At 51.3% G+C, this 21,854-nt stretch carries 19 protein-coding genes and 1 other annotated feature; all 19 genes read right to left on the bottom strand.

Going from position 1 to position 21,854, the window contains the following annotated elements:
• Positions 1 to 115 precede the first annotated feature (115 nt).
• Positions 116 to 455 (bottom strand) — a binding site (T-box leader).
• 192 nt (positions 456 to 647) lie between these two features.
• Positions 648 to 1,793 carry an ArgE/DapE family deacylase gene (locus ABC765_RS00660; protein ID WP_347953963.1) on the bottom strand — a complete coding sequence of 382 codons (1,146 nt, stop codon included), beginning with the start codon at positions 1,791 to 1,793 and terminating at the stop codon, positions 648 to 650.
• A 186-nt stretch (positions 1,794 to 1,979) separates the two neighbouring features.
• Positions 1,980 to 3,236 (bottom strand): phosphoribosylamine--glycine ligase, encoded by a 1,257-nt coding sequence (gene purD / locus ABC765_RS00655; protein ID WP_347952603.1) that lies wholly within the window; start codon positions 3,234 to 3,236, stop codon positions 1,980 to 1,982.
• A gap of 61 nt (positions 3,237 to 3,297) precedes the next feature.
• Positions 3,298 to 4,836: a bifunctional phosphoribosylaminoimidazolecarboxamide formyltransferase/IMP cyclohydrolase gene (purH, locus tag ABC765_RS00650; protein ID WP_347952602.1), complete on the bottom strand. Its 1,539-nt coding sequence runs from the start codon at positions 4,834 to 4,836 to the stop codon at positions 3,298 to 3,300.
• Positions 4,833 to 5,423, bottom strand: coding sequence for a phosphoribosylglycinamide formyltransferase (purN, locus tag ABC765_RS00645; protein WP_347952601.1), 591 nt, complete (start codon positions 5,421 to 5,423; stop codon positions 4,833 to 4,835). The genes purH and purN overlap by 4 nt, the downstream gene beginning before the upstream one ends.
• Before the next feature lie 13 nt (positions 5,424 to 5,436).
• Complete coding sequence (gene purM / locus ABC765_RS00640; RefSeq protein ID WP_347952600.1) at positions 5,437 to 6,483, bottom strand: phosphoribosylformylglycinamidine cyclo-ligase; 1,047 nt, start codon at positions 6,481 to 6,483, stop codon at positions 5,437 to 5,439.
• A complete protein-coding gene (gene purF / locus ABC765_RS00635) occupies positions 6,480 to 7,949 on the bottom strand; it encodes an amidophosphoribosyltransferase (RefSeq protein ID WP_347952599.1) in 1,470 nt (489 codons plus the stop codon). Before purF ends, purM begins: the two co-directional genes overlap by 4 nt.
• Entirely contained in the window at positions 7,925 to 10,153 is a 2,229-nt protein-coding gene (gene purL / locus ABC765_RS00630; RefSeq protein WP_347952598.1) for a phosphoribosylformylglycinamidine synthase subunit PurL, read from the bottom strand. Before purL ends, purF begins: the two co-directional genes overlap by 25 nt.
• Positions 10,154 to 10,158: 5 nt before the next feature.
• Positions 10,159 to 10,839: a phosphoribosylformylglycinamidine synthase subunit PurQ gene (purQ, locus tag ABC765_RS00625; protein WP_048345595.1), complete on the bottom strand. Its 681-nt coding sequence runs from the start codon at positions 10,837 to 10,839 to the stop codon at positions 10,159 to 10,161.
• The gene (gene purS, locus ABC765_RS00620; protein WP_006499343.1) at positions 10,840 to 11,088 is read right to left on the bottom strand and encodes a phosphoribosylformylglycinamidine synthase subunit PurS; all 249 of its coding nucleotides are present in this window, start codon (positions 11,086 to 11,088) and stop codon (positions 10,840 to 10,842) included.
• A gap of 4 nt (positions 11,089 to 11,092) precedes the next feature.
• Positions 11,093 to 11,809, bottom strand: a complete 717-nt coding sequence (purC, locus tag ABC765_RS00615) for a phosphoribosylaminoimidazolesuccinocarboxamide synthase (RefSeq protein WP_033934858.1) — start codon at positions 11,807 to 11,809, stop codon at positions 11,093 to 11,095.
• A 272-nt stretch (positions 11,810 to 12,081) separates the two neighbouring features.
• On the bottom strand, positions 12,082 to 13,380 hold the full coding sequence (purB, locus tag ABC765_RS00610) for an adenylosuccinate lyase (RefSeq protein WP_033934859.1): 1,299 nt from the start codon (positions 13,378 to 13,380) through the stop codon (positions 12,082 to 12,084).
• 12 nt (positions 13,381 to 13,392) lie between these two features.
• A complete protein-coding gene (gene purK / locus ABC765_RS00605) occupies positions 13,393 to 14,547 on the bottom strand; it encodes a 5-(carboxyamino)imidazole ribonucleotide synthase (RefSeq protein ID WP_347963224.1) in 1,155 nt (384 codons plus the stop codon).
• Complete coding sequence (gene purE, locus ABC765_RS00600) at positions 14,531 to 14,995, bottom strand: 5-(carboxyamino)imidazole ribonucleotide mutase (RefSeq protein ID WP_033934896.1); 465 nt, start codon at positions 14,993 to 14,995, stop codon at positions 14,531 to 14,533. Before purE ends, purK begins: the two co-directional genes overlap by 17 nt.
• Positions 14,996 to 15,179: 184 nt before the next feature.
• On the bottom strand, positions 15,180 to 16,841 hold the full coding sequence (locus ABC765_RS00595; protein ID WP_347963223.1) for a formate--tetrahydrofolate ligase: 1,662 nt from the start codon (positions 16,839 to 16,841) through the stop codon (positions 15,180 to 15,182).
• Positions 16,842 to 17,036: 195 nt separating this feature from the next.
• Positions 17,037 to 17,747 carry an ABC transporter ATP-binding protein gene (locus tag ABC765_RS00590; protein ID WP_347980504.1) on the bottom strand — a complete coding sequence of 237 codons (711 nt, stop codon included), beginning with the start codon at positions 17,745 to 17,747 and terminating at the stop codon, positions 17,037 to 17,039.
• Positions 17,734 to 18,528, bottom strand: a complete 795-nt coding sequence (locus tag ABC765_RS00585; protein WP_347952594.1) for an ABC transporter ATP-binding protein — start codon at positions 18,526 to 18,528, stop codon at positions 17,734 to 17,736. The genes ABC765_RS00590 and ABC765_RS00585 overlap by 14 nt, the downstream gene beginning before the upstream one ends.
• Before the next feature lie 12 nt (positions 18,529 to 18,540).
• Entirely contained in the window at positions 18,541 to 19,509 is a 969-nt protein-coding gene (locus ABC765_RS00580; RefSeq protein WP_347980503.1) for a branched-chain amino acid ABC transporter permease, read from the bottom strand.
• Between the two features lie 11 nt (positions 19,510 to 19,520).
• Positions 19,521 to 20,399, bottom strand: a complete 879-nt coding sequence (locus ABC765_RS00575; RefSeq protein WP_278781895.1) for a branched-chain amino acid ABC transporter permease — start codon at positions 20,397 to 20,399, stop codon at positions 19,521 to 19,523.
• A 22-nt stretch (positions 20,400 to 20,421) separates the two neighbouring features.
• Positions 20,422 to 21,612 (bottom strand): ABC transporter substrate-binding protein, encoded by a 1,191-nt coding sequence (locus ABC765_RS00570; protein ID WP_347980502.1) that lies wholly within the window; start codon positions 21,610 to 21,612, stop codon positions 20,422 to 20,424.
• Positions 21,613 to 21,854: the final 242 nt, after the last annotated feature.

Raw genomic sequence — 21,854 nt, 5'->3', positions numbered from 1 at the left:
TGATCCTTCGGGAGTCATTTCCCGATCAAGTCCTTATTTTAAAATAAAATTGCCTAAAATCGTTGATAACACTTGACTTAGAGTAGAAAAAAGCGCCGCCCAAAAGCCTGTCGCTCTTGGGGACGCTGACCGTGGTTCCACCCCGCTTTGCAATCGCCTCGCAGCCATTGCCTCATTAAGTTCACGACGATACAGGAAAGCCCCCACTGCCTAAACGGCAACGAGGGCGTGATGGGCGCGGTTCCACCTCGAATCTGCCGCTTTCTCGCAAAAACGGCCTCAGTGAGTTTCATCGTCTAAACTCTTGGCGGTAACGGGCTCCCCGGATTCTCCTACTAATTCGTTCAGAAAATCGACTCTCAGTTGTGTTTCATCAGATTGTTCGGATCGCTTCCCAGCCACCAGCGACTTTCTGGACCAATCAATCAGACTACTTTTCCGATCATCGTCTGTCGATATTCAATCTTTATCAGCATTATATCTGCATTTTTATTAAAATTCAATGATTATATTAAAAATGTATTAAAATAAAAAACTGAACTGAAACAGCTAAAAAATGCTATTCTTCAAAATACTAATTTGACTCAACTGCTTATAAAACATTTCGCCTAGTCAATAACCGTCTGCAGTCTTGATTGCCCACTTTTTTAGTCATCACCAAAAAAATCCTTAGCAATCTGCAGGTAGACCTGATCAGCCTGCAGATACTCCGCAACTGGCAGACTTTCATCAATTTGGTGCGACATTTCTTCTTGGCCCGGCCCCCATTCAACGATTGGAAAACGGTGCTCATCCAATATGTAGCGCGAGGCATCCGTGGCACCATGCGAAACGGCAAGCGGCAGCGATTGGTTGGCAACGGTTTGATATGATTGCTGCACCAAAGAAACGAATGGATCAGCCGGATCAGTCGCCATTGGCATAAAACTGGCTACGACCTCTAATTCAAACTGACCATCCATCTCCGCGTTCAAACGATCTACCAGCGTCTGGAGCCGATTCTGCACGGCCGTATTGTCAAATTCCGGAATCGTCCGCACGTTGCCTTCCAGATAGGCGTAGTCAGGAATCGAGTTGAGCTGACGGCCGCCATGAAAGACCGTAATGCTATGAATCAAGCTGCCCAGACTGGGACTTGCCTTTACGTCATCAAACGCATGCCGCTCGTATTCAAAAAAGCGCGCCAGATTGGCAACGGCATTAACACCCAGACTGGGATCGGAACTGTGCGCCAGGCGGCCATATGATTTCACGCGGTAGTCAAACGAGCCGCTGTGTGCGTATTCCAAGCGATTGGTCGTCGCCTCGCCCACAATCATGGCATCAACATCGCGGACCAGTCCTTGCCGCGTCAGTTCAAGCGAGCCCAGACCGCCAATTTCCTCGTCAACCGTTGCCAGCAGGCGGACCTTGCCATGTTTAGGCAGACCGGCTTCCTTTAGCTCAATCAAGGTGTTGACCATTGCTGCCAGGCCGCCTTTCATATCAACGCTGCCGCGGCCATAGATGGCATCATCAATTACCTGACCGCAGAACGGATTATGCTGCCATTTATTTGAATCGCCAACGTCTACGGTATCAAGATGTCCCGCCAAAGCCAGCACCGGGCCATCATGTTCGCCAACCTCGGCAACCAGATTCGTACGGCCAGCTGCCAGGGCAATCAGATCAGCTTCAATCCCATGATCGCTCAATACCTGTTTAAGATATTCAGCAGCCGGCTGTTCATGGCCATTGACCGTATTGATCTGGATCAGTTCCTGCAAAATGTTGAGCTTGACGCTGTCTTCCATTTTTTCCACGTCCTTTTACTCTCATTTTATTTTAATCTATTTTTAATTTTAACACAAAAAGCTAAAATCGCCAATGATCAGGCAGTACATTTGCCAAACAATCATCGCGCACCAGCAGTCGTCAAGCAGTCAAACCAAAACGGCCGGCAGCTCAGATTGAGTCACCGACCGTTTTCGCTATTTTAATTAATCTTTCAAGGCTTTGTCGCCAATGTCATGACGGTAGAAGCATTCCGGCTCATCTAATTTGGCCAGATAGTCATAAACCTTGTCTTGAGCCTTTTGCAGATCAGCATCCTCGCCAATCACCATCAAAAGCCGACCGCCATCACCATGCAGATCATCAAGATGTCCCTTGACGTTGGCATAGTCAATGGCAATGTCTTTAGCAGCCGGGAACGAGCCCAGCTTTTGACCATGCACCGGCTTTTTTGGATAGCCCTTAGAAGCCAGAATCACGCCCAATACGGCAATGTCGCGTTCTTCAATGGCAGGCATCGGCTGATCATTGACGTTGGCATCGATCAGCTCAACCAGATCCGTCTGCAAGCGTGGCAAAACGACCTGGGTTTCCGGATCGCCCAGCCGCACGTTGTATTCAATGACTTTCGGCCCGGCCGCCGTCAGCATCAGACCGATATAAATGATGCCATGGTAGTTGTAGCCTGCCTGGTGCAGTCCGCTGACGGTTGGTTCAACGACATCATCGATCATGCGCTGACGCTCGGCATCACTGAGCTGCGGCAGCGGACTGTAGGCACCCATACCACCCGTGTTGGGACCCTTATCACCATCGTAGGCCCGTTTGTGATCCTGCGCCATTGGCAAGATCCGGTATTGATCGTCTTGGACTACGACAAACATGGAGTATTCCGGTCCGACCAGACATTCTTCCAAGACCAGCTTTTCTTCACCCAGCTCAAACATTTCCGTAATCGTGTCTTCGGCTTCTGGCGTCGTCTGCGCAATCACTACTCCCTTGCCGCCTTGCAGACCATTGGCTTTGATGACTACTGGCCGGTCGAAGTCGTTTAACCCCGCCAATGCCGACTTCAGATCCGTAAACGTCTCGTGCTTGGCAGTTGGCACGTGGTACTTGTTCATGAAGTTCAGTGCATAGTCTTTGGAGCCTTCCAACTGAGCAGCTTCTTGATTAGGGCCAAAAATCTTCAGACCAGCTTTTTGGAACGCATCCACGATCCCAGCACATAAGGCATCTTCAGGGCCAACAAACGTCCAGGCAATTGATTGATCCTTGGCAAATTGAATCAGCGCCTCAAAATCGTCTTCTTCAATATTTAAAGGCACGATTCCCGCCGTTACCATGCCGATATTGCCCGGTGCACAATAAACCGTGTCGACATGAGGACTTTCGTTGAGCTTCTTGGCAATGGCAAATTCACGACCACCGGCGCCGATTACCAGCAATTTCATCTTTTCCATTTTTCAAACCTCTTTTACCCAAAAAAGCCCGCGAAATCAATCCGCGGACCTGCAAATGCAATTAGTGGCGGAAGTGACGAACACCCGTCATTACCATGGCAATTCCCATTTCGTTGGCCATGTCGATTGATTCTTGGTCCCGAACCGAACCACCTGGCTGTACGATGGCCTTAATGCCGTGCTCACCGGCAAACTTGACACAGTCGTTGAATGGGAAGAAGGCGTCAGATGCCATTACCGTCCGATCATCAATGGCATCGCCGGCATGCTTGACCGCAATCTTCAAAGAGTCGATCCGGTTAGGCTGACCAGAGCCCACGCCAAGCGTCCGTTCATCGTTGGCAACCACGATGGCGTTGGACTTGGTGTGCTTAACGGCTTTCCAGGCAAACATCATCGTCTTGAGCTGTTCTTCAGTTGGCTTGACGTCCGTGACGCATTCCCAGTCATGCCAGTCTTCTTTAAGCGTATCCTGTTCCTGCATCAGAATCCCGCCCATGACGGAAACGACTTCATGACGCGTTGGCTCGTCCTTGGCTGAGAAGTCAACCTTGAGCAGGCGAATGTTCTTCTTCTTGGCCAAAACGGCATAGGCATCTTCATCAAAGTCAGGCGCAATAATGATTTCCAAGAAGATCTTGCGCATTTTTTCGGCCGTTGCCAGATCAACAGGCCGGTTCAAGGCAATCACGCCGCCAAAAATGGAGACCGGGTCAGCTTCATAGGCACGATCCCAAGCTTGTTCCAGCGTTTCGCCGCGGCCAATGCCACAAGGGTTCATGTGCTTCATAGCAACAACGGTTGGTTCATCAAACTCGCGTACGCTGCGCAGAGCTTCATCGGCGTCCTTGATGTTGTTGTAGGAAAGCTTCTTGCCGTGGAGCTGTTCGGCTTCCAGGATTGAGAACTTCTTAGGAATTGGATCCTCGTACAGCCAAGCCTTTTGATGACTGTTTTCGCCGTAGCGCATCGTATCCTTCAAGTCGTAGGTCAGCGTAAGCTTTTCGGGGTCTTCCAAATCTAAACGCTTAGTCAGGTATTGCGAGATCAGCGCATCATAGGCCGCCGTAGTCCGGAATGCCTTGGCCCCCAGCATCGTCCGCGTTTCCAGCGTCGTGTTGCCGTGCGCCTTGATTTCGTTAAGAACCGTTTCGTAATCGTTGATGTCAGTTACGATCGTCACGTCGCGATAGTTCTTGGCTGCTGAACGAACCATGGAAGGACCGCCAATGTCAATGTTTTCAATGGCATCGGCCAGCGTAACGTCTGGCTTTTCGATGGTTTCCTTGAATGGGTACAAGTTGACGCAGACCAGATCGATCGGCGTGATGTTTAATTCATGTAGCGTGTCCATGTGTTCAGCAACGTCACGACGCGCCAGCAGTCCACCATGAACATAAGGATTCAGCGTCTTGACCCGGCCATCCAGAATCTCTGGAAAGTGGGTAACTTCTTCAATGCTGATGGTCTTGATGCCGGCTTCGTCCAAAGTCTTCTTCGTTCCACCAGTCGAAACGATTTCAAAGCCATTTTCACTCAGACCCTTGACGAAAGGCACCAGGTTGGTCTTATCAGATACGCTAACTAATGCACGTTTCATTGGTTGTTTTTCTCCTTTGCAATGCGTTCAGTCAAAATCTTCTTAACGGTTTCTGGATAGAGTTCATGCTCGGTTTCGTGAACCCGCGTCTCCAGCGTATCGACCGTGTCATCAGGATAGATCGGCACGTGGCGCTGCGCAATAATCGTTCCAGCATCCAGATTTGAATCAATGTAATGGACCGTTACGCCGGTTTCCTTACGGTGATCGGCAAAGGCCCGCTCAATCGAATGCAGGCCCGGATATTCAGGCAGCCAGGCTGGATGCAGATTGACGATGCTGCCTTCGTATTTATCAAGAATCGTTGGTCCAATAATGCGCAGATAACCGGCCAAAACGATAAAGTCAATGTCATACTGCTTCAATACGGCCATGATCTTCTCTTCATAGGCCTGCTTGGATCCGCAAGACTTCACGGTAAAAGTTTCATATGGAACGCCCAGTCTTTGAGCGCGTTTGATTACGTAAGCATCGGGGTGGTCGCAAAAAAGCAGGGCTTCTTTGCCGGGAATATCGCCATCTTGAAAATGCTTGGTCAGTACTTCAAAATTGGTCCCGTTCCCCGAGGCAAAAATTGCCACGTTCATGTTCTTGCCTCTTTTATTCAATAATCAGTTTTTCTTCATCAGCTGGTCGGTCCTGAAGCCGGCCAATCTGCCATGAGTCTTCGCCAGCCTGCTTTAATGCATCCTGAACGGCAGCAGCGTTTTCGGGAGCCACGGCTAAAATCAACCCCAGCCCCATGTTAAACGTACCGTACAGATCATCAGCATCCAAGTCGCCCATCTTTTGCAGATAGCTGAAGATCGGCAGCTTGGGCCAGGTGCTGGCATCAACTACGGCCTGCAGCGAATCAGCAAACATCCGCGGCAGATTTTCCGGCAGGCCGCCACCAGTGATATGGCTGACCCCGTGAATCAGGCCCTTTTTGATCAACGGCAGCACCGGCTTGACATAAATGCGCGTAGGCATCAGTAATGCTTCGCCAACCGTTTGACCGTTCAGTTCGGCCGGCTGATCGCTGAGCTTAACGTCATTGTCCTTAAACAGTACCTGACGCACCAGCGAGTAGCCGTTGGAGTGAATTCCGGATGAGGCCAGCCCGATCAAGACGTCGCCAGCTTTTGGCAAGGCCGTCGTCAGCATCTTGTCTTGGTCAACGACACCGGTAGCATAGCCAGCCAGATCGTATTCATCTTGACTGTACATGTCAGGCATCTCGGCCGTTTCCCCGCCAACCAGGGCCGCCCCGGCTTGACGGCAGCCTTCTGCCACGCCAGATACGATCTGAGCCATCTTGTCAGGCGTGTTGTGACCCGTTGCGATATAGTCCAGGAAAAACAGCGGTTCTGCGCCCTGGGCCAGAATATCGTTGATGCACATGGCCACGCAGTCGATACCGATCGTGTCATGACGATTCAGCTTTTGGGCGATCAAAAGCTTGGTCCCCACGCCATCCGTACCTGAAACCAGAATTGGATGCGTTAGTCCGGCAACTGCCGTCAGATCAAACATCCCGCCAAAGCTGCCGATGCCGCCGACAACGCCGGGACGATCAGTTGAAGCAACGGCATCCTTGATCTTTTTTACCATTTCATAGCCGGCATTGACGTTGACGCCGGCTTCTTCATAACGTTTCCGCTTCATTTGGAGAGTCGTTCCTTTCGCGCGCGCTTTTCTTGTTCGTTCAACGACTTAAGATAGCCTTCTTCAAAATCATACAGCGGCGTTGGGTAGTCGCCGTTAAAGTAGGCCACCGTCAGCCCGCCATATGGTGCATCACCGGCGTCTGGAACGTTAATCGCCTTAACGACGCCATCAACGCTCAAGAATCCTAATGAGTCGGCTTCCATCAATTTACACATCTCAGGGACGGAATAATGAGCTGCCATCAGTTCAGCTCGGTTGGAGACGTCGATCCCATAAAAGCATGGGAAACGGAATGGCGGCGAGGCGATCCGCATATGAACCGACTTGGCGCCAGCTTCTTTCAGCATCCGGATGATCTGTTTGGAAGTCGTCCCCCGTACGATTGAATCGTCGACTACGACCACGTTCTTGCCGGCAACGACCCCGCGGACGGCTGAAAGCTTCATCTTAACGCCTTGTTCCCGCAAAGCCTGCGTTGGCTGAATAAAGGTCCGGGCAACGTACTGGTTCTTGATCAGCCCCATTTCATAAGGCAGACCAGCTGCTTCAGCATAACCAGACGCCGCGGAAAGCGATGAGTTGGGAACCCCAATGACCATGTCGGCATCAGGCGCTGGCTGTTCTTTGGCCAAAAGGCGCCCCATCTGCTTGCGGGCACTGTGCACCGTCACGCCATGAATAATGGAATCAGGACGGGCAAAGTAGATGTATTCCATTGAACAGATGGCCAGCTTGGTGTCATCAGTATAACGATCCTCATGCAGGCCATCCTTGTCGATCACCAGCAGCTCACCTGGCTGAACGTCGCGAATCAATTTGGCACCTACAATATCCAAGGCACAGCTTTCACTGGTTACGACATAGGCGCCATTTGGCATCTGCCCTAAGCAAAGCGGCCGAATACCATTAGGATCCAAAGCTGCAATCAACCGATCCTTTTGCAGGAACAAAAAGGCAAAGCCCCCCTTGACCATGTTCAGCGTCTTCTTTAAGGCCGGTATAAAGCCCATATGAATGTTTTGCCGAATCAGATGAATCAAGATCTCAGTATCGGAGTCAGACTGGAAAACGGCGCCATTGTCTTCCAGCTTGCGGCGCAGCGTGACGGCGTTGGTCAGTTGACCATTATGTGCCATGGCAATGTCACCATCATGAAAATGGAACAGAAATGGCTGTACGTTGTTGATCGAGTTGTGGCCGCTGGTACCGTAGCGAACGTGACCAATCGCGGCATCCCCGACCAGACGCTCCATATCGCTTGGATCGGCAAAGACTTCCGAAAGCAGGCCACGATCCCGGTGCTGATAAAGGTGCTCGCCGTCAGTCGTGACGATCCCGGCCCCCTCTTGTCCACGGTGCTGCAGGTTGTGCAGACCAAAGTAGGTGACCCGGTTGGCTTCTGGCACGCCAAAGACGCCAAAAACCCCGCACTCTTCATTTAGTCCTTTGATTTCATTGCGCATGGCAAAGCTTCCTCCCAAAGTTTTTGCATTTGAGCCACCGGCAAGTTGAGCTCAGCATCAGCCAGATGGATTTCCAGCCATTGCGTTGCTGCGACCTCACCAGCTGGCATTGCGTCGTCTTGCATGATTTCTTCAAAAGCCGCTGCATTTTCTGGTGCCACGCTGACCAGCATCCGGCCTGGCGTTTCACTGAAGAACTGCTTCTTGTCCAATGCTCGGAAATCAGCGTTTAAGCCCAGTTCCGTCTTAAAGACCGTTTCAGCGGCAGCTACGGCCAAACCACCTTCGCTTAAGTCATGGGCACTGGCAACCAGACCGCTTTGTTCAGCCTTCAGCAGACGGCTCAGGTAGTCATGGACGTGTTCCAGATCAAAGTCAGCCAGCGTACCGGCAATCTCGCCCGTCATCATCTTCTGCAGTTCGGAACCGGCGTAGTCATCGCCAGTCTTGCCGACCAGATACAGCTTGTCGCCCGCATGCTGAACGCGGGATGGGATGACGTACTTGGCATCCTTGATCAGACCCACCATGCCGACCATTGGCGTTGGGTAGATGGCAGAGCCGTTGTTTTCATTGTAAAGCGATACGTTACCGGAAATAACCGGCGTATCAAAGACGCGGCAGGCCTCAGCCATTCCTTCGATTGAGTGATGCAGCTCCCAGAAGATTTCTGGATCGGTTGGATCACCGTAGTTCAAGCAGTCCGTAATGGCCAATGGCAAAGCACCTGAGGCAATGATGTTAGAAGCGGCCTCAACCAGCGCGATCTTGCCGCCGACGTATGGGTTTAAGTAGACCAGCCGACCATTGCCATCCGTCGTCATCGAAAGCGCCTTTTTGGTTCCGCGTACCCGAATGACCCCGGCATCAGAACCTGGGCCAACTACCGTGGAAGTCCGCACCTGTGAGTCGTATTGACGCGTGATCCATGATTTGTCAGCAATCGTTGGCTGCGTGAGCAATTCTTGGTAGACTGCTGCAGCGTCATTGATTTCAGGAACCCAGTTGGCTGCTTTTTCAGCATCGATCAGGCGCTGTGGCTTCTTTTCCTCGGATTCGACTTCCAAAACGTCGTCCGTCAAGGTGGAGACTGGAATATCGCAGACAATCTGACCATCATGATGCAGCACGTATTGATGGCCTTCCGTGATCCGGCCGATCGTTACGACTTCCAGATCATAGTAGTCAAAGATCTTCTTAACGTCTTCTTCGTGCCCCTTCTTAACGCACAAAAGCATCCGTTCCTGAGACTCGCTCAGCATGATCTCATAAGCTGACATCCCAGGTTCGCGCTGTGGTACCAAATCAAGATCCAGGTCCATGCCTGAGTTACCTTCAGAAGCCATTTCGGCACTGGAGGAAACGATGCCGGCCGCACCCATATCTTGAATCCCGACCAGCCATTCTGCATGATCTTGAATCAGTTCCAGGCAGGCTTCCATCAGCAGTTTTTCCATGAATGGATCGCCGACTTGAACGGCCGAGTGCTGTGACTCGTTGCCAGAGCCAAAGTCAGCCGAGGCAAACGTTGCCCCGTGAATCCCGTCACGACCAGTCTTGGCCCCGACGTACATCACGGCATTGCCAACCCCAGAGGCATTCCCTTCCTGCTGGTTCTTTTGGTCCATCAAGCCCACGCTCATGGCATTGACCAGCAGATTGCCCTTGTAGCAAGGATCAAAAGTCGTTTCACCAGCGACGGTTGGAATCCCCATGCAGTTGCCGTAATCGCCAATCCCGCGCACAACGCCATCGACTTTCATCCGCGTCTCGGCATCGCTTAATTCGCCAAAGTGCAGCGAGTCTAAGGAAGCAATTGGCCGGGCACCCATACTGAAGATGTCACGCAAAATTCCGCCGACACCAGTAGCCGCACCCTGGTATGGCTCAACCGTTGATGGGTGGTTGTGACTTTCGGCCTTGAAAACGACTGCCTGACCGTCATCAATATCAACGACACCGGCACCTTCACCAGGCCCTTGCAAAACCCGGTCATTCTTGTTGGGGAACAGCCGCAGCACTGGCTTGGACTTTTTGTAGGAACAGTGCTCGGACCACATTGCCGAGTAAAGGCCCGTTTCCGTGTAGTTTGGCAAACGGTGCAGCAGCTTTTCGCTGATGTAGTCATATTCTTTTTCGGACAGACTCCAGTCGAGATATGGTTTCTTTTCCTTAATTTCTTCAGGGGTCATTGCTTGCTTCATTCTAATTATGCCTCCGTCTTAACCGTGCCGTTTTCCAATAAAGACTTGAACAGCCGCAAACCGTCCGTCGAACCCAGGAGTGCTTCTACGGCGCGCTCTGGGTGGGGCATCATGCCCAATACGTTGCCGCGCTTGTTAACGATCCCCGCAATGTTGCGCAAAGAGCCGTTGGGATTTTCGCTTGCGTAGCGGAACACGACTTGATGGTTGGCTTCCAGCTCGTCCAGCGTTTTTTCATCCGCGTAGTAGCTGCCCTCACCGTGTGCAATTGGCAGGGCAATGCGTTCGTGAGCCTGGTACTGCGTGGTAAAAAGCGTGTTGTTGTTAACGACTTCCAAAGGCACCGTTTCACAGACGAACTTTTGGCTGTCGTTTTTCTTCAGGGCACCTGGCAAAAGGCCCGCTTCCGTTAAGATCTGGAAGCCATTGCAGGTACCAAAGACTGGCTTGCCTTCATTAGCGAGCTTGATGACAGCGGGCATAACGTTGGCGAACCGAGCAATCGCACCAGCCCGCAGATAGTCGCCATAGGAAAAGCCCCCTGGCAGCATGACCGCATCAAAGCCATCCAGACTCGTGGCCTTGTGTGAAACGTATTCGACGTCGGCATTGCAGACATCGTGCAGTGCCGAGTACAGGTCGATGTCACAGTTCGAGCCTGGGAATTGAATGACCGCAATCTTCATTTATTTCGCCTCCAGCACTTCAAACTTGTACGTTTCGATGTTGAAGTTGACCAGCAGCGATTCAGCTACTTCCTTAACCGTGTTTTCAACGGCTGCCTGATCGCCTTCAACCTGCAGATCAAAGAACTTGCCAACCGTCAGATCCTTGACTTCTTCATGACCCAACTGGTGGATGGCATTTAAAACGGATTCGGCTTGGGGATCAAAAACAGATTGCTTGTAGGTAACGTAAATACGAACGGTAGTCATTTGATTAGTCCTCCTTAACGGCTTCTTGCAGGCGTGCGTAAACTTCATCATAGGTCGTGGTCAGATCGGCCAGGTTCTTGCGGAAGACGTCTTTGTCCATGTGGGCGTTGGTCTTGATGTCCCACAGACGGCAGTTGTCAGGCGAGAATTCGTCAGCCAGCACCAGCGAGCCATCCGAAAGCTTGCCGAATTCCAGCTTGAAGTCAACCAGCTTCATGCCAGCCTTCTTAAACAATGGCGTCAAAAGCTTGTTGCAGCGACGGGCCAGTTCCCAGCATTGCTGATATTCTTCATGCGTGCAGGCCTTAATGGCAACCGCGTCGGATTCATTGGCGAATGGATCGTCCAAGGCATCGCTCTTGTAGAAGGTTTCTTCAACCGGTTCGTCCAGCTCCATGCCATCCTCTAAGCCGAAACGGGAGGCAAAGTGACCGGCGCAGACGTTGCGCGTAACGAATTCCAGCGGGAACATGTGGCACTTCTTAACCAATTCTTCCTTTTCAGAAAGGCGCTTGATGAAGTGAGTTGGAATGCCGTTATCAATCAGGTATTCAAAGACCAGCGTTGAGATGTCGTTGGCTGCTTCGCCCTTTCCGTCAAAGTGGTCCTTACGCTTACCGTTGAGCATCGTTGCCTGATCCAGGTAGACAACCCGCAAGACGTCAGGATCTTCGGTTTGCCACATTTGCTTTGCTTTGCCGGTATATAACAGCTTTTCCATTTTTGATTGCCCTCCTTATAGGCTAAAAACGAATTGATGAATTGGTTAACGGAAAATTGTTCGTTAAATCCTGCTATTATCGTACGCATATTTTTAAAAATCGTCAAGCGTACAACCGAACCTTTTTCAGTTTTTAATCATAAAATAATGGTTTTTCTAAGTTTAACGTTTAACTAAAGGCGGTTTTTAATTTTATAGTTCGTGTTTTAATCGATTTCAAGCCAAGCAAAAAAGCACCGATCGTTTCAATCGATGCTTTGGTTTAATGATGATTAGTCGTCTAAGCCAACCCGCTTGAAGATGTCGTCAACGTGACGCAGGTGCCAGTGGTAGTCAAAGGCGTCATCCAGATCTTCTTTGGTCAGCTGCTTTTGAATGGTTGGGTCAGCTTCCAGCAGTGGCCGGAATGGTACTTGTTCGGCCCAGCACTTAGCCGTGTATGGCTGAATCAGATCGTAGGCATTTTCCCGCGTCATACCGGACTTGACCAGCTTGAGCAGAACTCGGCCAGAGTAGATCAGACCCAGCGTCTTGTCCATGTTCTTCTTCATGGTTTCAGGGAAGACGTCCAGGTTTGCCAGGATCCGGCCAAATCTGTGCAGCATGTAGTCCAAGAGCGCCGTCGTGTCTGGCAGAATCATCCGTTCGGCGCTGGAGTGGGAAATGTCGCGTTCATGCCACAGTGCCACGTTTTCGTAGGCCGTAACGACATGACCGCGCAATACCCGCGCACAGCCGCAGATATTTTCGGAGCCGATTGGGTTGCGCTTGTGCGGCATTGCTGAAGAACCCTTTTGACCCTTGGCAAAGTGTTCTTCAACTTCATGGATTTCCGTCCGCTGCAGGGAACGAATCTCAGTCGCCATTTCCTCCAGGCTGGTACCGATCAAAGCCAAAGCGGCGATGTATTCAGCATGCAGATCCCGTGGCAGCACTTGACTGGAAACTTCTTGGGCCCGCAGACCGAGCTTTTCGCAGACGTATTGTTCAACGCGTGGGTCAACTTCGGCAAACGTTCCCACGGCCCCAGAGATCTTACCGGCTTCAACGCCAGCCGCCGCGTGTTCAAAACGTTCGTAGTTGCGCTTCATTTCAGAGTACCAGCGGGCAACCTTGAGACCAAAAGTCGTTGGCTCAGCGTGAATCCCGTGCGTCCGGCCCATGCAGACCGTGTACTTGTATTCATTGGCCATCTTTTTCAGGATTTCCATGAAGTCCTTGATGTCTTGACGCAGAATCTCGTTGACCTGCTTAAGCTGGTAGCCTTGCGCCGTATCAACGACATCAGTACTGGTCAGGCCATAGTGTACCCACTTGCGTTCAGGGCCCAGCGACTTGGAAACGTCACGCGTAAAGGCGATCACGTCATGGTGCGTAACGGCTTCGATTTCTTGAATGCCTTCAACGGTGAACTTGGCATTCTGCTTAATCTTTTCAACGTCTTCGGCTGGAATCTTGCCCAGCTTGCTCCAGGCTTCATCAGCCGCGATTTCTACGGCCAGCCAACATTGGTAGCGGGTTTCATCGCTCCACAGCTTCTTCATTTCTGGACGGGTATAACGATCAATCATTAATCTTTTCTCCTATTCATCGTCCCAAACATGGGAATCTTTAATTTGCTTTAACGTTGCTTCAATATCATCAGTCAAAATGGTAACATGCCCCATCTTGCGGTTGTGGCGGCTCTCAGCCTTGCCGTAGTCATGAAAATGCCATTGCGGATATTCATGAATCAAGCGCCGCGTGCCGGCCACGTGCTGCCCCAAGACATTGACCATCACGACTGGACTCATCAATTTGATCTTAGGCAGCGGCCAGTTGCAGATTGCCCGATTGTGAACCGCAAACTGCGAAAAGTTGCAGGCCTCGATCGTGTAGTGGCCAGAGTTGTGCGGCCGCGGTGCCAGTTCGTTGACATAGAGCTGACCATCAGCCCCAACAAACATCTCAACGCCTAAGATGCCTTTGAGATCAATCGCTTCGGCAATCTTTTCGGCCATCTGCTGAGCGCGCTGCTGCCATTCAACCGGCATCCGGGCTGGCACGATGCTCAGATGCAGGATTTCATGGGCATGAATGTTTTCGCTGACTGGAAAGACGGCAATGTCGCCATCAGTATTGCGGGCTACCATGACCGAGCATTCCTTTTCAAACGGCACCCAGCCTTCCAAGATGTCATCACCGTACTGCAGCACTTCTTCAGTGATCGGGTCATCCAGGTCCTGAGCACTTTTTAAAACCATTTGGCCATGACCATCGTACCCGCCTTCACAGGTCTTCAAAACACATGGATAGCCCAGTTTTTCAACCGCGGCATTCAGATCGGCCCGGTTCTTGACCGCTGCAAATGGTGCCGTCTGCAGGCCTGCGTCGCGCAAAAACGTTTTTTCGCGAATCCGGTTCTTGGTCGTGTATAAAAGATTGGTCCCTTGAGGAATGGCAACCTGATCAGCAACGTCTTTTAAGGCCTGCAGATCAACGTTTTCAAACTCATAGGTCAAAACGTCAGCCCGCCGCGCCAGTTCCTTGATCGCCGCCACGTCGGCATAGGGTGCTACGATCTGATCATCGGCTGCCTGAGCGGCTGGGCACTGCGGCGTAGGATCCAAAATAATAACCTTCATCCCGGCTGCTTTGGCAGAAAAAGCCATCATCTGCCCCAGCTGACCACCACCGATAATGCCAATGGTCTTGCCTTGTTCAATGTAGGCTTCTTGATGCTTAGTCAAGTTCGGCATTGCTGGCCACCGCCTTGTCATGCATTTCTTTACGGAAAGCCACGATCTTGTCCTGCAGCGTTTGGTCATTGATGCCTAAAATCTGAATGGCCAATAAGGCAGCGTTCTTGGCCCCGGCATTGCCGATCGCCGTCGTGGCTACCGGAATCCCCGCTGGCATCTGAACGATGGAAAGCAGCGAGTCCATGCCGCCCAACGCCTTGGTCTGCCCCGGAATCCCAATCACCGGCAATGGCGTATTGGCCGCGATCATTCCTGGCAGATGAGCGGCCCCGCCGGCACAGGCAATAATGACCTTAACGCCATTTTCGGCCGCGTGCTGGGCAAAATCGAACATTTCATTTGGCATCCGGTGCGCTGAGATAACCTGCTTATCGTACTTGACGCCAAACTGATCCAAAATATCACATGCTTGCTTAACTGTTGGCCAATCGGACTTGCTGCCCATGACCACGCTGATTTCACTGCTCACAATGGCACCTCCTAAAAACTGTCTCTAGCATAGCAAAAGTTTTCGGCAAAAACAAGATTTTTCACGAACCAGAAGAAATAAGAGAATTATAATGTTCGTCTTTATCGTGATGATTCCAACGCAAAAAAGAGCGCCAGCCGCGCCCTTTTCTTTAGTTATCTTAGAATAAACCGGTAATGTTGCCTTCACCGTCAATGTGCATGTTAACGGCAGCCGGCTTCTTACCCAGACCAGGCATCGTCATCACGCTGCCGGACAGTGCTACGACAAAGCCCGCACCCAGCTTAGGAACGAATTCGCGAATGTGGAACGTGAAGTCGGTTGGGGCTCCCAGTTCCGTTTGGTCATCGGTAAATGAGTACTGCGTCTTGGCAATGCAAACTGGCATGTTTTCCCAGCCCATTTCATGGAACTTCTTGAGCTGTTTTTGAGCCTTCTTGGAGAATTCAACGTCCTTGGCCCCATAGATGGTCTTGGCAATCGTGTTGACCTTGTCTTCAATCGAGTCGCCTTCAACACTGTAGAGCTCATGGAATTCACTCGGCTGATCGGCCAGCTTAACGACTTCCTTAGCCAGATCAACCGTACCTTCGCCGCCCTTAGCCCAGGCATCAGCCAGAACCACGTTGACGCCTAATTCGCGGCAGTTGTCTTCAATGGTCTTGATCTCGGCTTCCGTGTCAAAGGTAAAGTGGTTGATGGCCACGACAACCGGCAGGCCATAGCGCTGCATGTTCTTAATGTGGCGGTTCAGGTTGGCCAGCCCCTTCTTCAGTGCCGGCAGCTGTTCATCTTTCAGATCAGCCAGCGCTGCACCGCCGTTGTATTCCAGCGCCCGCACCGTAGCTACGATTACCAGCGCGTCAGGCGTTTTGCCCAATACCGGCCGCTTGATGTCCAAGAACTTCTCAGCCCCCAGATCTGCACCGAACCCGGCCTCAGTCACCGTGTAGTCTGCCAGCTGCAAAGCCGTTTTGGTAGCCAGAACCGAGTTGCAGCCGTGAGCGATGTTGGCAAATGGGCCCCCATGAACGATGGCCGGCGTGTGTGCCAGCGTCTGAACCAGGTTTGGCTTTAAGGCATCCTTAAGCAGAATCGTAATGGCATCGCTAAAGCCGAGCTCACCAACCGTAACTGGCTTTTGGTCGTAGGTGTAGCCCACCACGATCTTGGAAATCCGCTGTTTCAAGTCGGCCAGATCCTTAGAAAGACAAAGGATTGCCATCAATTCAGAAGCTGCCGTAATGTCAAAGCCGGTTTCACGCGGTACCCCCTGCATTACGCCGCCCAGACCGGTTACCACGTGGCGCAGCACCCGGTCGTTAACGTCAGCCACCCGCTTCCAGATAATGCGGCGTGGATCCAGGTTCAGTTCGTTGTCCCGCATGATGTAGTTATCGATCAAAGCTGCCAGCGTGTTGTTGGCACTGGTCAAGGCATGCAGGTCACCCGTAAAGTGCAGGTTGATGTCTTCCATTGGCACGACTTGGCTGTAGCCGCCGCCAGTTGCGCCACCTTTGATCCCAAAGACTGGGCCCATGGATGGTTCCCGCATTGCGATTACGGTTTGGTGGCCCAGCAGGTTCAGGGCATCCCCCAAGCCGACCAGCACCGTTGACTTACCCTCACCAGCAGGAGTTGGGTTGATTGAGGTTACCAGAATCAGCTTGTGCTTTTTGTCAGGGGCTTCTTTGACCGGCAGATCGATCTTGGCCTTGTACTTGCCATATGGTTCGATCTCATCGGCACTTAAGCCCAGTTTTTCAGCAATCTTGGTAATAGGTTCCATTTCGGCAGCGTTGGCAATTTCTAGATCAGTCATTGATGCGGTTCCTCCATTTCGTAAAAAGCGAACATTTTAGCATTTGATCTGCTAAACAAACTTCAAATTAAGTACATTCATAACAATAACGACTTTATTACGATTTGTAAACCGTAAATTAGCAAACTTAATAAAAAAGCTCCATTCTGACTGAATGGAACTTTTCTACTATTATATATCATTATTAAAGCGCTTTTAAGCCGATTCGCCAAGATAGGCCCGCTTAACCTGAGGATCGTTCAACAGTTTCTCACCGCTGCCCGTTAACTGGATCTCACCTGATGCAATCACATAGCCCCGATCAGCAATTGAAAGGGCCTGATGCGCGTTTTGTTCGATCAGCAGAATCGTGGTCCCCTGCGCGTTGATTTTTTGAATGATGTCGAAAACTTTTTGAATGTAGATTGGCGCCAGTCCCATTGATGGCTCGTCCAAAAGCAAGAGGTCTGGATTGGCCATCATTGCCCGCGCCATTACCAACATCTGCTGCTCACCGCCGGAAAGCGTCGCCGCGTCTTGATGCTGGCGTTCCTTTAAAATGGGAAACATTTGGTAGATTTCCTGCAGACGGGCTTCAATCTGGCTGCGATCCTTTTGCAGATAAGATCCCAGCTGCAGGTTCTCCATGACGGTCATGGCCGGAAAAACATGCCGCCCTTCTGGAACCTGAGAGATCCCGGCTGCCACGATCTGAGGCGCTTTTTTGCCCACCAGCGATTCATTTTGATATTCAATTGATCCAGACTGTGGCTTGACGATTCCCGAAATGGTTTTCAGGATCGTTGACTTGCCCGCACCATTCGCCCCAATCAAAGTTACGATCTCGCCTTTTTTCACTTCAAACTCAACGTGACGCACGGCTTGAATCGCGCCATAGCTGATGCTTAAGTCCTTAACCTGCAGCATTGATGTCACCTCCCAGGTATGCCTTAACGACGGCTGGATTCTGGCTGACTTCTTTAGGCGTACCGCTGGCCAGAACCTCGCCTTGATCCAGAACGTAGATGCGCTCAGCCAAACTCATCACCAATGACATGTCGTGTTCGATCAAAAGCACGGCCAGATTATTCTCATCGCGCAGCTGACGAATCATCTTAGTCAGTTCCGCGGTTTCTTCAGGGTTCATCCCAGCAGCCGGCTCATCCAAAAAGATAATCTTGGGGTTGGTTGCCAGGGCCCGCACGATCTCGACCCGCCGCTGCATCCCATAAGGCAGCTTATTGGCCGGACTATCGGCAACTGCCGTCAAATGATAGCGATCAATCAGTTTTTGGGCTTCATCGTTCATCTCACGCTCGGTGCGATAATAGCCCGGCGTATGAAAAATCGTACTCCAGAAATTTTCCTTAAATTGGTTGTTCAAAGCTGCCATGATGTTTTCCCGCACCGTCATATCTCCAAACAGCCGAATATTTTGAAACGTCCGCGAGATGCCGTGCTGGGCAACGCTGGTGGCTCCCTTGCCGCTGACCTTGTAGAAGCGCCCATCATGACGAATCGCGATCGTGCCGCTGGTGGCTGGTAAAAGACCGCTCAGCATGTTGAACAGGGTCGTTTTGCCCGCGCCATTGGGACCAATCAAGGCGACCAGCTCGTTGTCATAAATCGTCATCGAAACGTCATTGACCGCTGTCAGCCCACCAAACTGCCGCGTGACGTTGCGGACGGTTAACAATTTTTCTGCCATAAGGGCTCCTTTCTATGATTCAGTAACAGCCGCCTGCTTTTTGGCCGCGCGCTTAGTCAGCCATTTGCCGATCGAAAACTTGCGCCGCCCCATCAGTCCGCTTGGCTTGGCAATCATAATGACGATCAGCATGACCGCGTAGATCACCATTCGCAGCGAGCCGAAGTTTTGCAGAATCGTATCGATCGCGCCTAAGACGATGGCGGCAATTACGGATCCAGTAATGCTGCCGATCCCACCCAGCACGACGATGATCAAAATTGAGACTGACTCCATGATGTTGAAGTTGCTAGGGGCAATACTCTGCAGGTATGAGGCGTAAAGCGAACCGCCAACCGCTGCCAATGATCCGCCCATCACAAAGGCCATCAGCTTGTACTTGGTAGCGTTGATTCCCATGGCCGTGGCTGCCAGCTCGTCATTGCGAACCGCGCGAATTGCCCGTCCCGTCTTACTGTGAACGAAATTGGCCACGATGATAATCGTCAGACACATCATGATATAGACGATCGGCCAGCTGACGAGCTGCGGAATGTTGTAGAGTCCAGCGGGGCCATTGGTAATCTTTAAGTTATTGGCAGTCAGGCGAATAATCTCGGCTGCCCCCATCGTAGCAATCGCCAAATAGTCGCCTTTGAGCCGTAACGTTGGGATACCTACGATCAGCGCAATCACGATGGCAAGCGCGATCCCGGTCACCATTGAAAAAATCAGGCCGGCAAAAGTTGATTCGGTCTGGGTCATGATCCCCGTTGCGTAGGCGCCAATTGCCATAAACCCGGCATGTCCCAGTGAGAACTGTCCCGAAAAGCCCACGATCAGGTTCAGACTGACGGCCAGGATGATATTGATGCCCATCATCACCAGCATGTTTTCAATAAACGTATCCACCACGCCGGTCATTTCACCAGCATAGATGATGCCATACCCGGCCGCCATACAGACGATCCAGATGGCAATGGTCTGCCAACGTATTTTCATCCTCATGCCTCCTAAACCTTTTCCGGCTGCTTATTGCCAAACAGACCTGCCGGCAAGAACAGCAATACGATAATCAAAACGACATAGACGGCCGCATCCTTGAATGCCGAGAAGCCAATTGCCTGCATCATTGATTCCAGACAGCCGATAATCACGGCCCCGACTGCCGCCCCTGGAATGGAGCCGACGCCACCAACTACGGCTGCAACAAAGGCTTTGATCCCCGGCGTCATCCCCATCGTCGGTTCAATCGAGTTGTAGTAGAGCCCGATCAAGACGCCAGCCGCCCCAGCCATTGCCGAACCGATTGCAAAGACAAATGAGATCGTGCCATTGATGTTGATCCCCATCAGTTCCGCTGCCACCGGATCAGCCGCGGCCGCCCGCATTGCCCGTCCCATTTTGGTTTTCTTGACGATCAGCTGCAAAACGATCATCAGGATAATTGTCGTGACAAAGATCAGCAGCTGGACGTTGGTTACGCGAATGCCAAACCATTCATAGTTGACCTGCTTGATGACTTGAGGAAAATCGCGCGTGTCGCCTGAAAAAAGGACCGACATGCCGTTTTCCAAAAAGTAGGACACCCCAATTGCCGTGATCAAAACGGCAATCCGTGATGAATGACGCAGCGGCCGATATGCGACAAACTCGATCAGCATGCCCACCAAAGCGCAGAAGATCATTGAGCCAAACAGCGCCATGATAAAGTTGAAATGCCAGACGTTGATCGTATAGTAGCCAAAGAACGCCCCCAGCATGTAGACGTCACCATGTGCGAAGTGAATAATCTTGACAATCCCGTAGATCATCGTGTATCCCAGAGCCAACAGCGCATAGATACTGCCGAGCGAGAGACCATTGATCAGTTGCTGCATAAAGATTTGCACGGTTGGTGCCCCCTTTCTTTAATTACTTAACAGTGTAGCCGGCGACAACCTTGCCATTGGTCATTTGTTCAACCGACATCTTCATTTGTGGATCGTGGTGCTTGTTGACCGTGATCGTACCAGTAACACCCTTCATGTTCTTAGTCTTGGCCAAGGCATCCGTAATCTTGTTGGAGTTGGTTGAGTCAGCCTTCTTGATGGCGTTGGCAACCATCATCGTCGCGTCGTAACCTAATGCAGAGTAGGTTGGCGCCGTCTGACCGTACTTAGCCTTGTATTCCTTCATAAACTTGCGAGCTTCTGCGTTCTTTGCCGCCGTAATCGTGGAGAATGGCGTCGTGTAGTAAACGTTGGTTGCATTTGAATCGCCAGCAATCTTAGCAAGCTTTGGATCTGCCATCCCACCAGAACCAACGATTGGTGCCGTAATGCCTGCTTCACGCGCTTCCTTGATAATTACGCCGACTTCAGAGTAGTAGCCGGGAACGTAGATGGCATCAATCTTCTTGTTCTTGATAGCCGTGATCAAAGAGCTAAAGTCCTTGTCGCCTTCTTGGAAGTACTGCGTTGAAACGATCGTACCCTTGAAGTTCTTCTTAAAGGCTTTGGCAAGTCCCGTTCCGTAGTCGCTGGAGTTGTCAGCCAAGATAGCAACGCGCTTGGCCTTTAAATGATCGTTGGCAAAGTTGGCTGCCACCTGACCTTGATAGTTGTTTTGTGCCTGGGCCCGGAAGACGTACTTTTGAACGCCGCCCTTCTTAGTCCGCGTAAAGCTTGGATCAGCCGCGGTTGGTGAAACCAGTGGCACCTGCGCCTTAGTCTGGTTTGGAATGGCTGCCGTAGCCGCGTTGGTCGTTGCTGGACCGACCGTAGCGACAACCTTGTCCTTGTTGGTTAACTGTGAAGCAACCGAAGCCGCCGTGGAAGTTGAGGTCTTGTTGTCGCGAGTAACGATCTTGACCTTCATCTTCTTGCCGTTAACCTTGATGCCGCCGTTTTTATTGATGTCATGAACGGCAAGCTTGATCCCGTTTTCTTCTTGTTGACCATAGCCAGCTGCCGCGCCAGACAGTTCCATGTTGACCCCAATCTTAATGGTGTTGCCCGAAGCCGAGTTGCCTTTTTGTGAGCCAGTCGCGGAACAGCCCGCTGCCATCATCGTCATCGCTGCCATCATTACGGCAATTCCTGTTTTCTTGCTTTTAATCTTCATAAGCCTTGCTCCCCTATTTTTAATCTTTTTCTCATCATTCAATCAATCAAATATCTGTCAAACGCATCTAAGGCAAAAAGAAAAGCCCTCATCCGCTATGGAATGAGGGCTTTTCTCAACCGGTATCGATCGGCCCCCATGCCAACAGAAATAAGGGCTCAATCGCTGATCAGCAAAAGTGCTTAATCAAGCAACCGGGTCCTTGACCTGCAGTAGCAGTAGGGCGTTCAATTGAAGAGCCA

The organism is Limosilactobacillus sp. WILCCON 0051 (assembly GCF_039955095.1).
Taxonomy (GTDB): Bacteria; Bacillota; Bacilli; order Lactobacillales; family Lactobacillaceae; genus Limosilactobacillus; species Limosilactobacillus allomucosae.
Note: the sequence above shows the minus strand (reverse complement) of the source record. Positions and strands in the feature narration are given on the sequence as shown.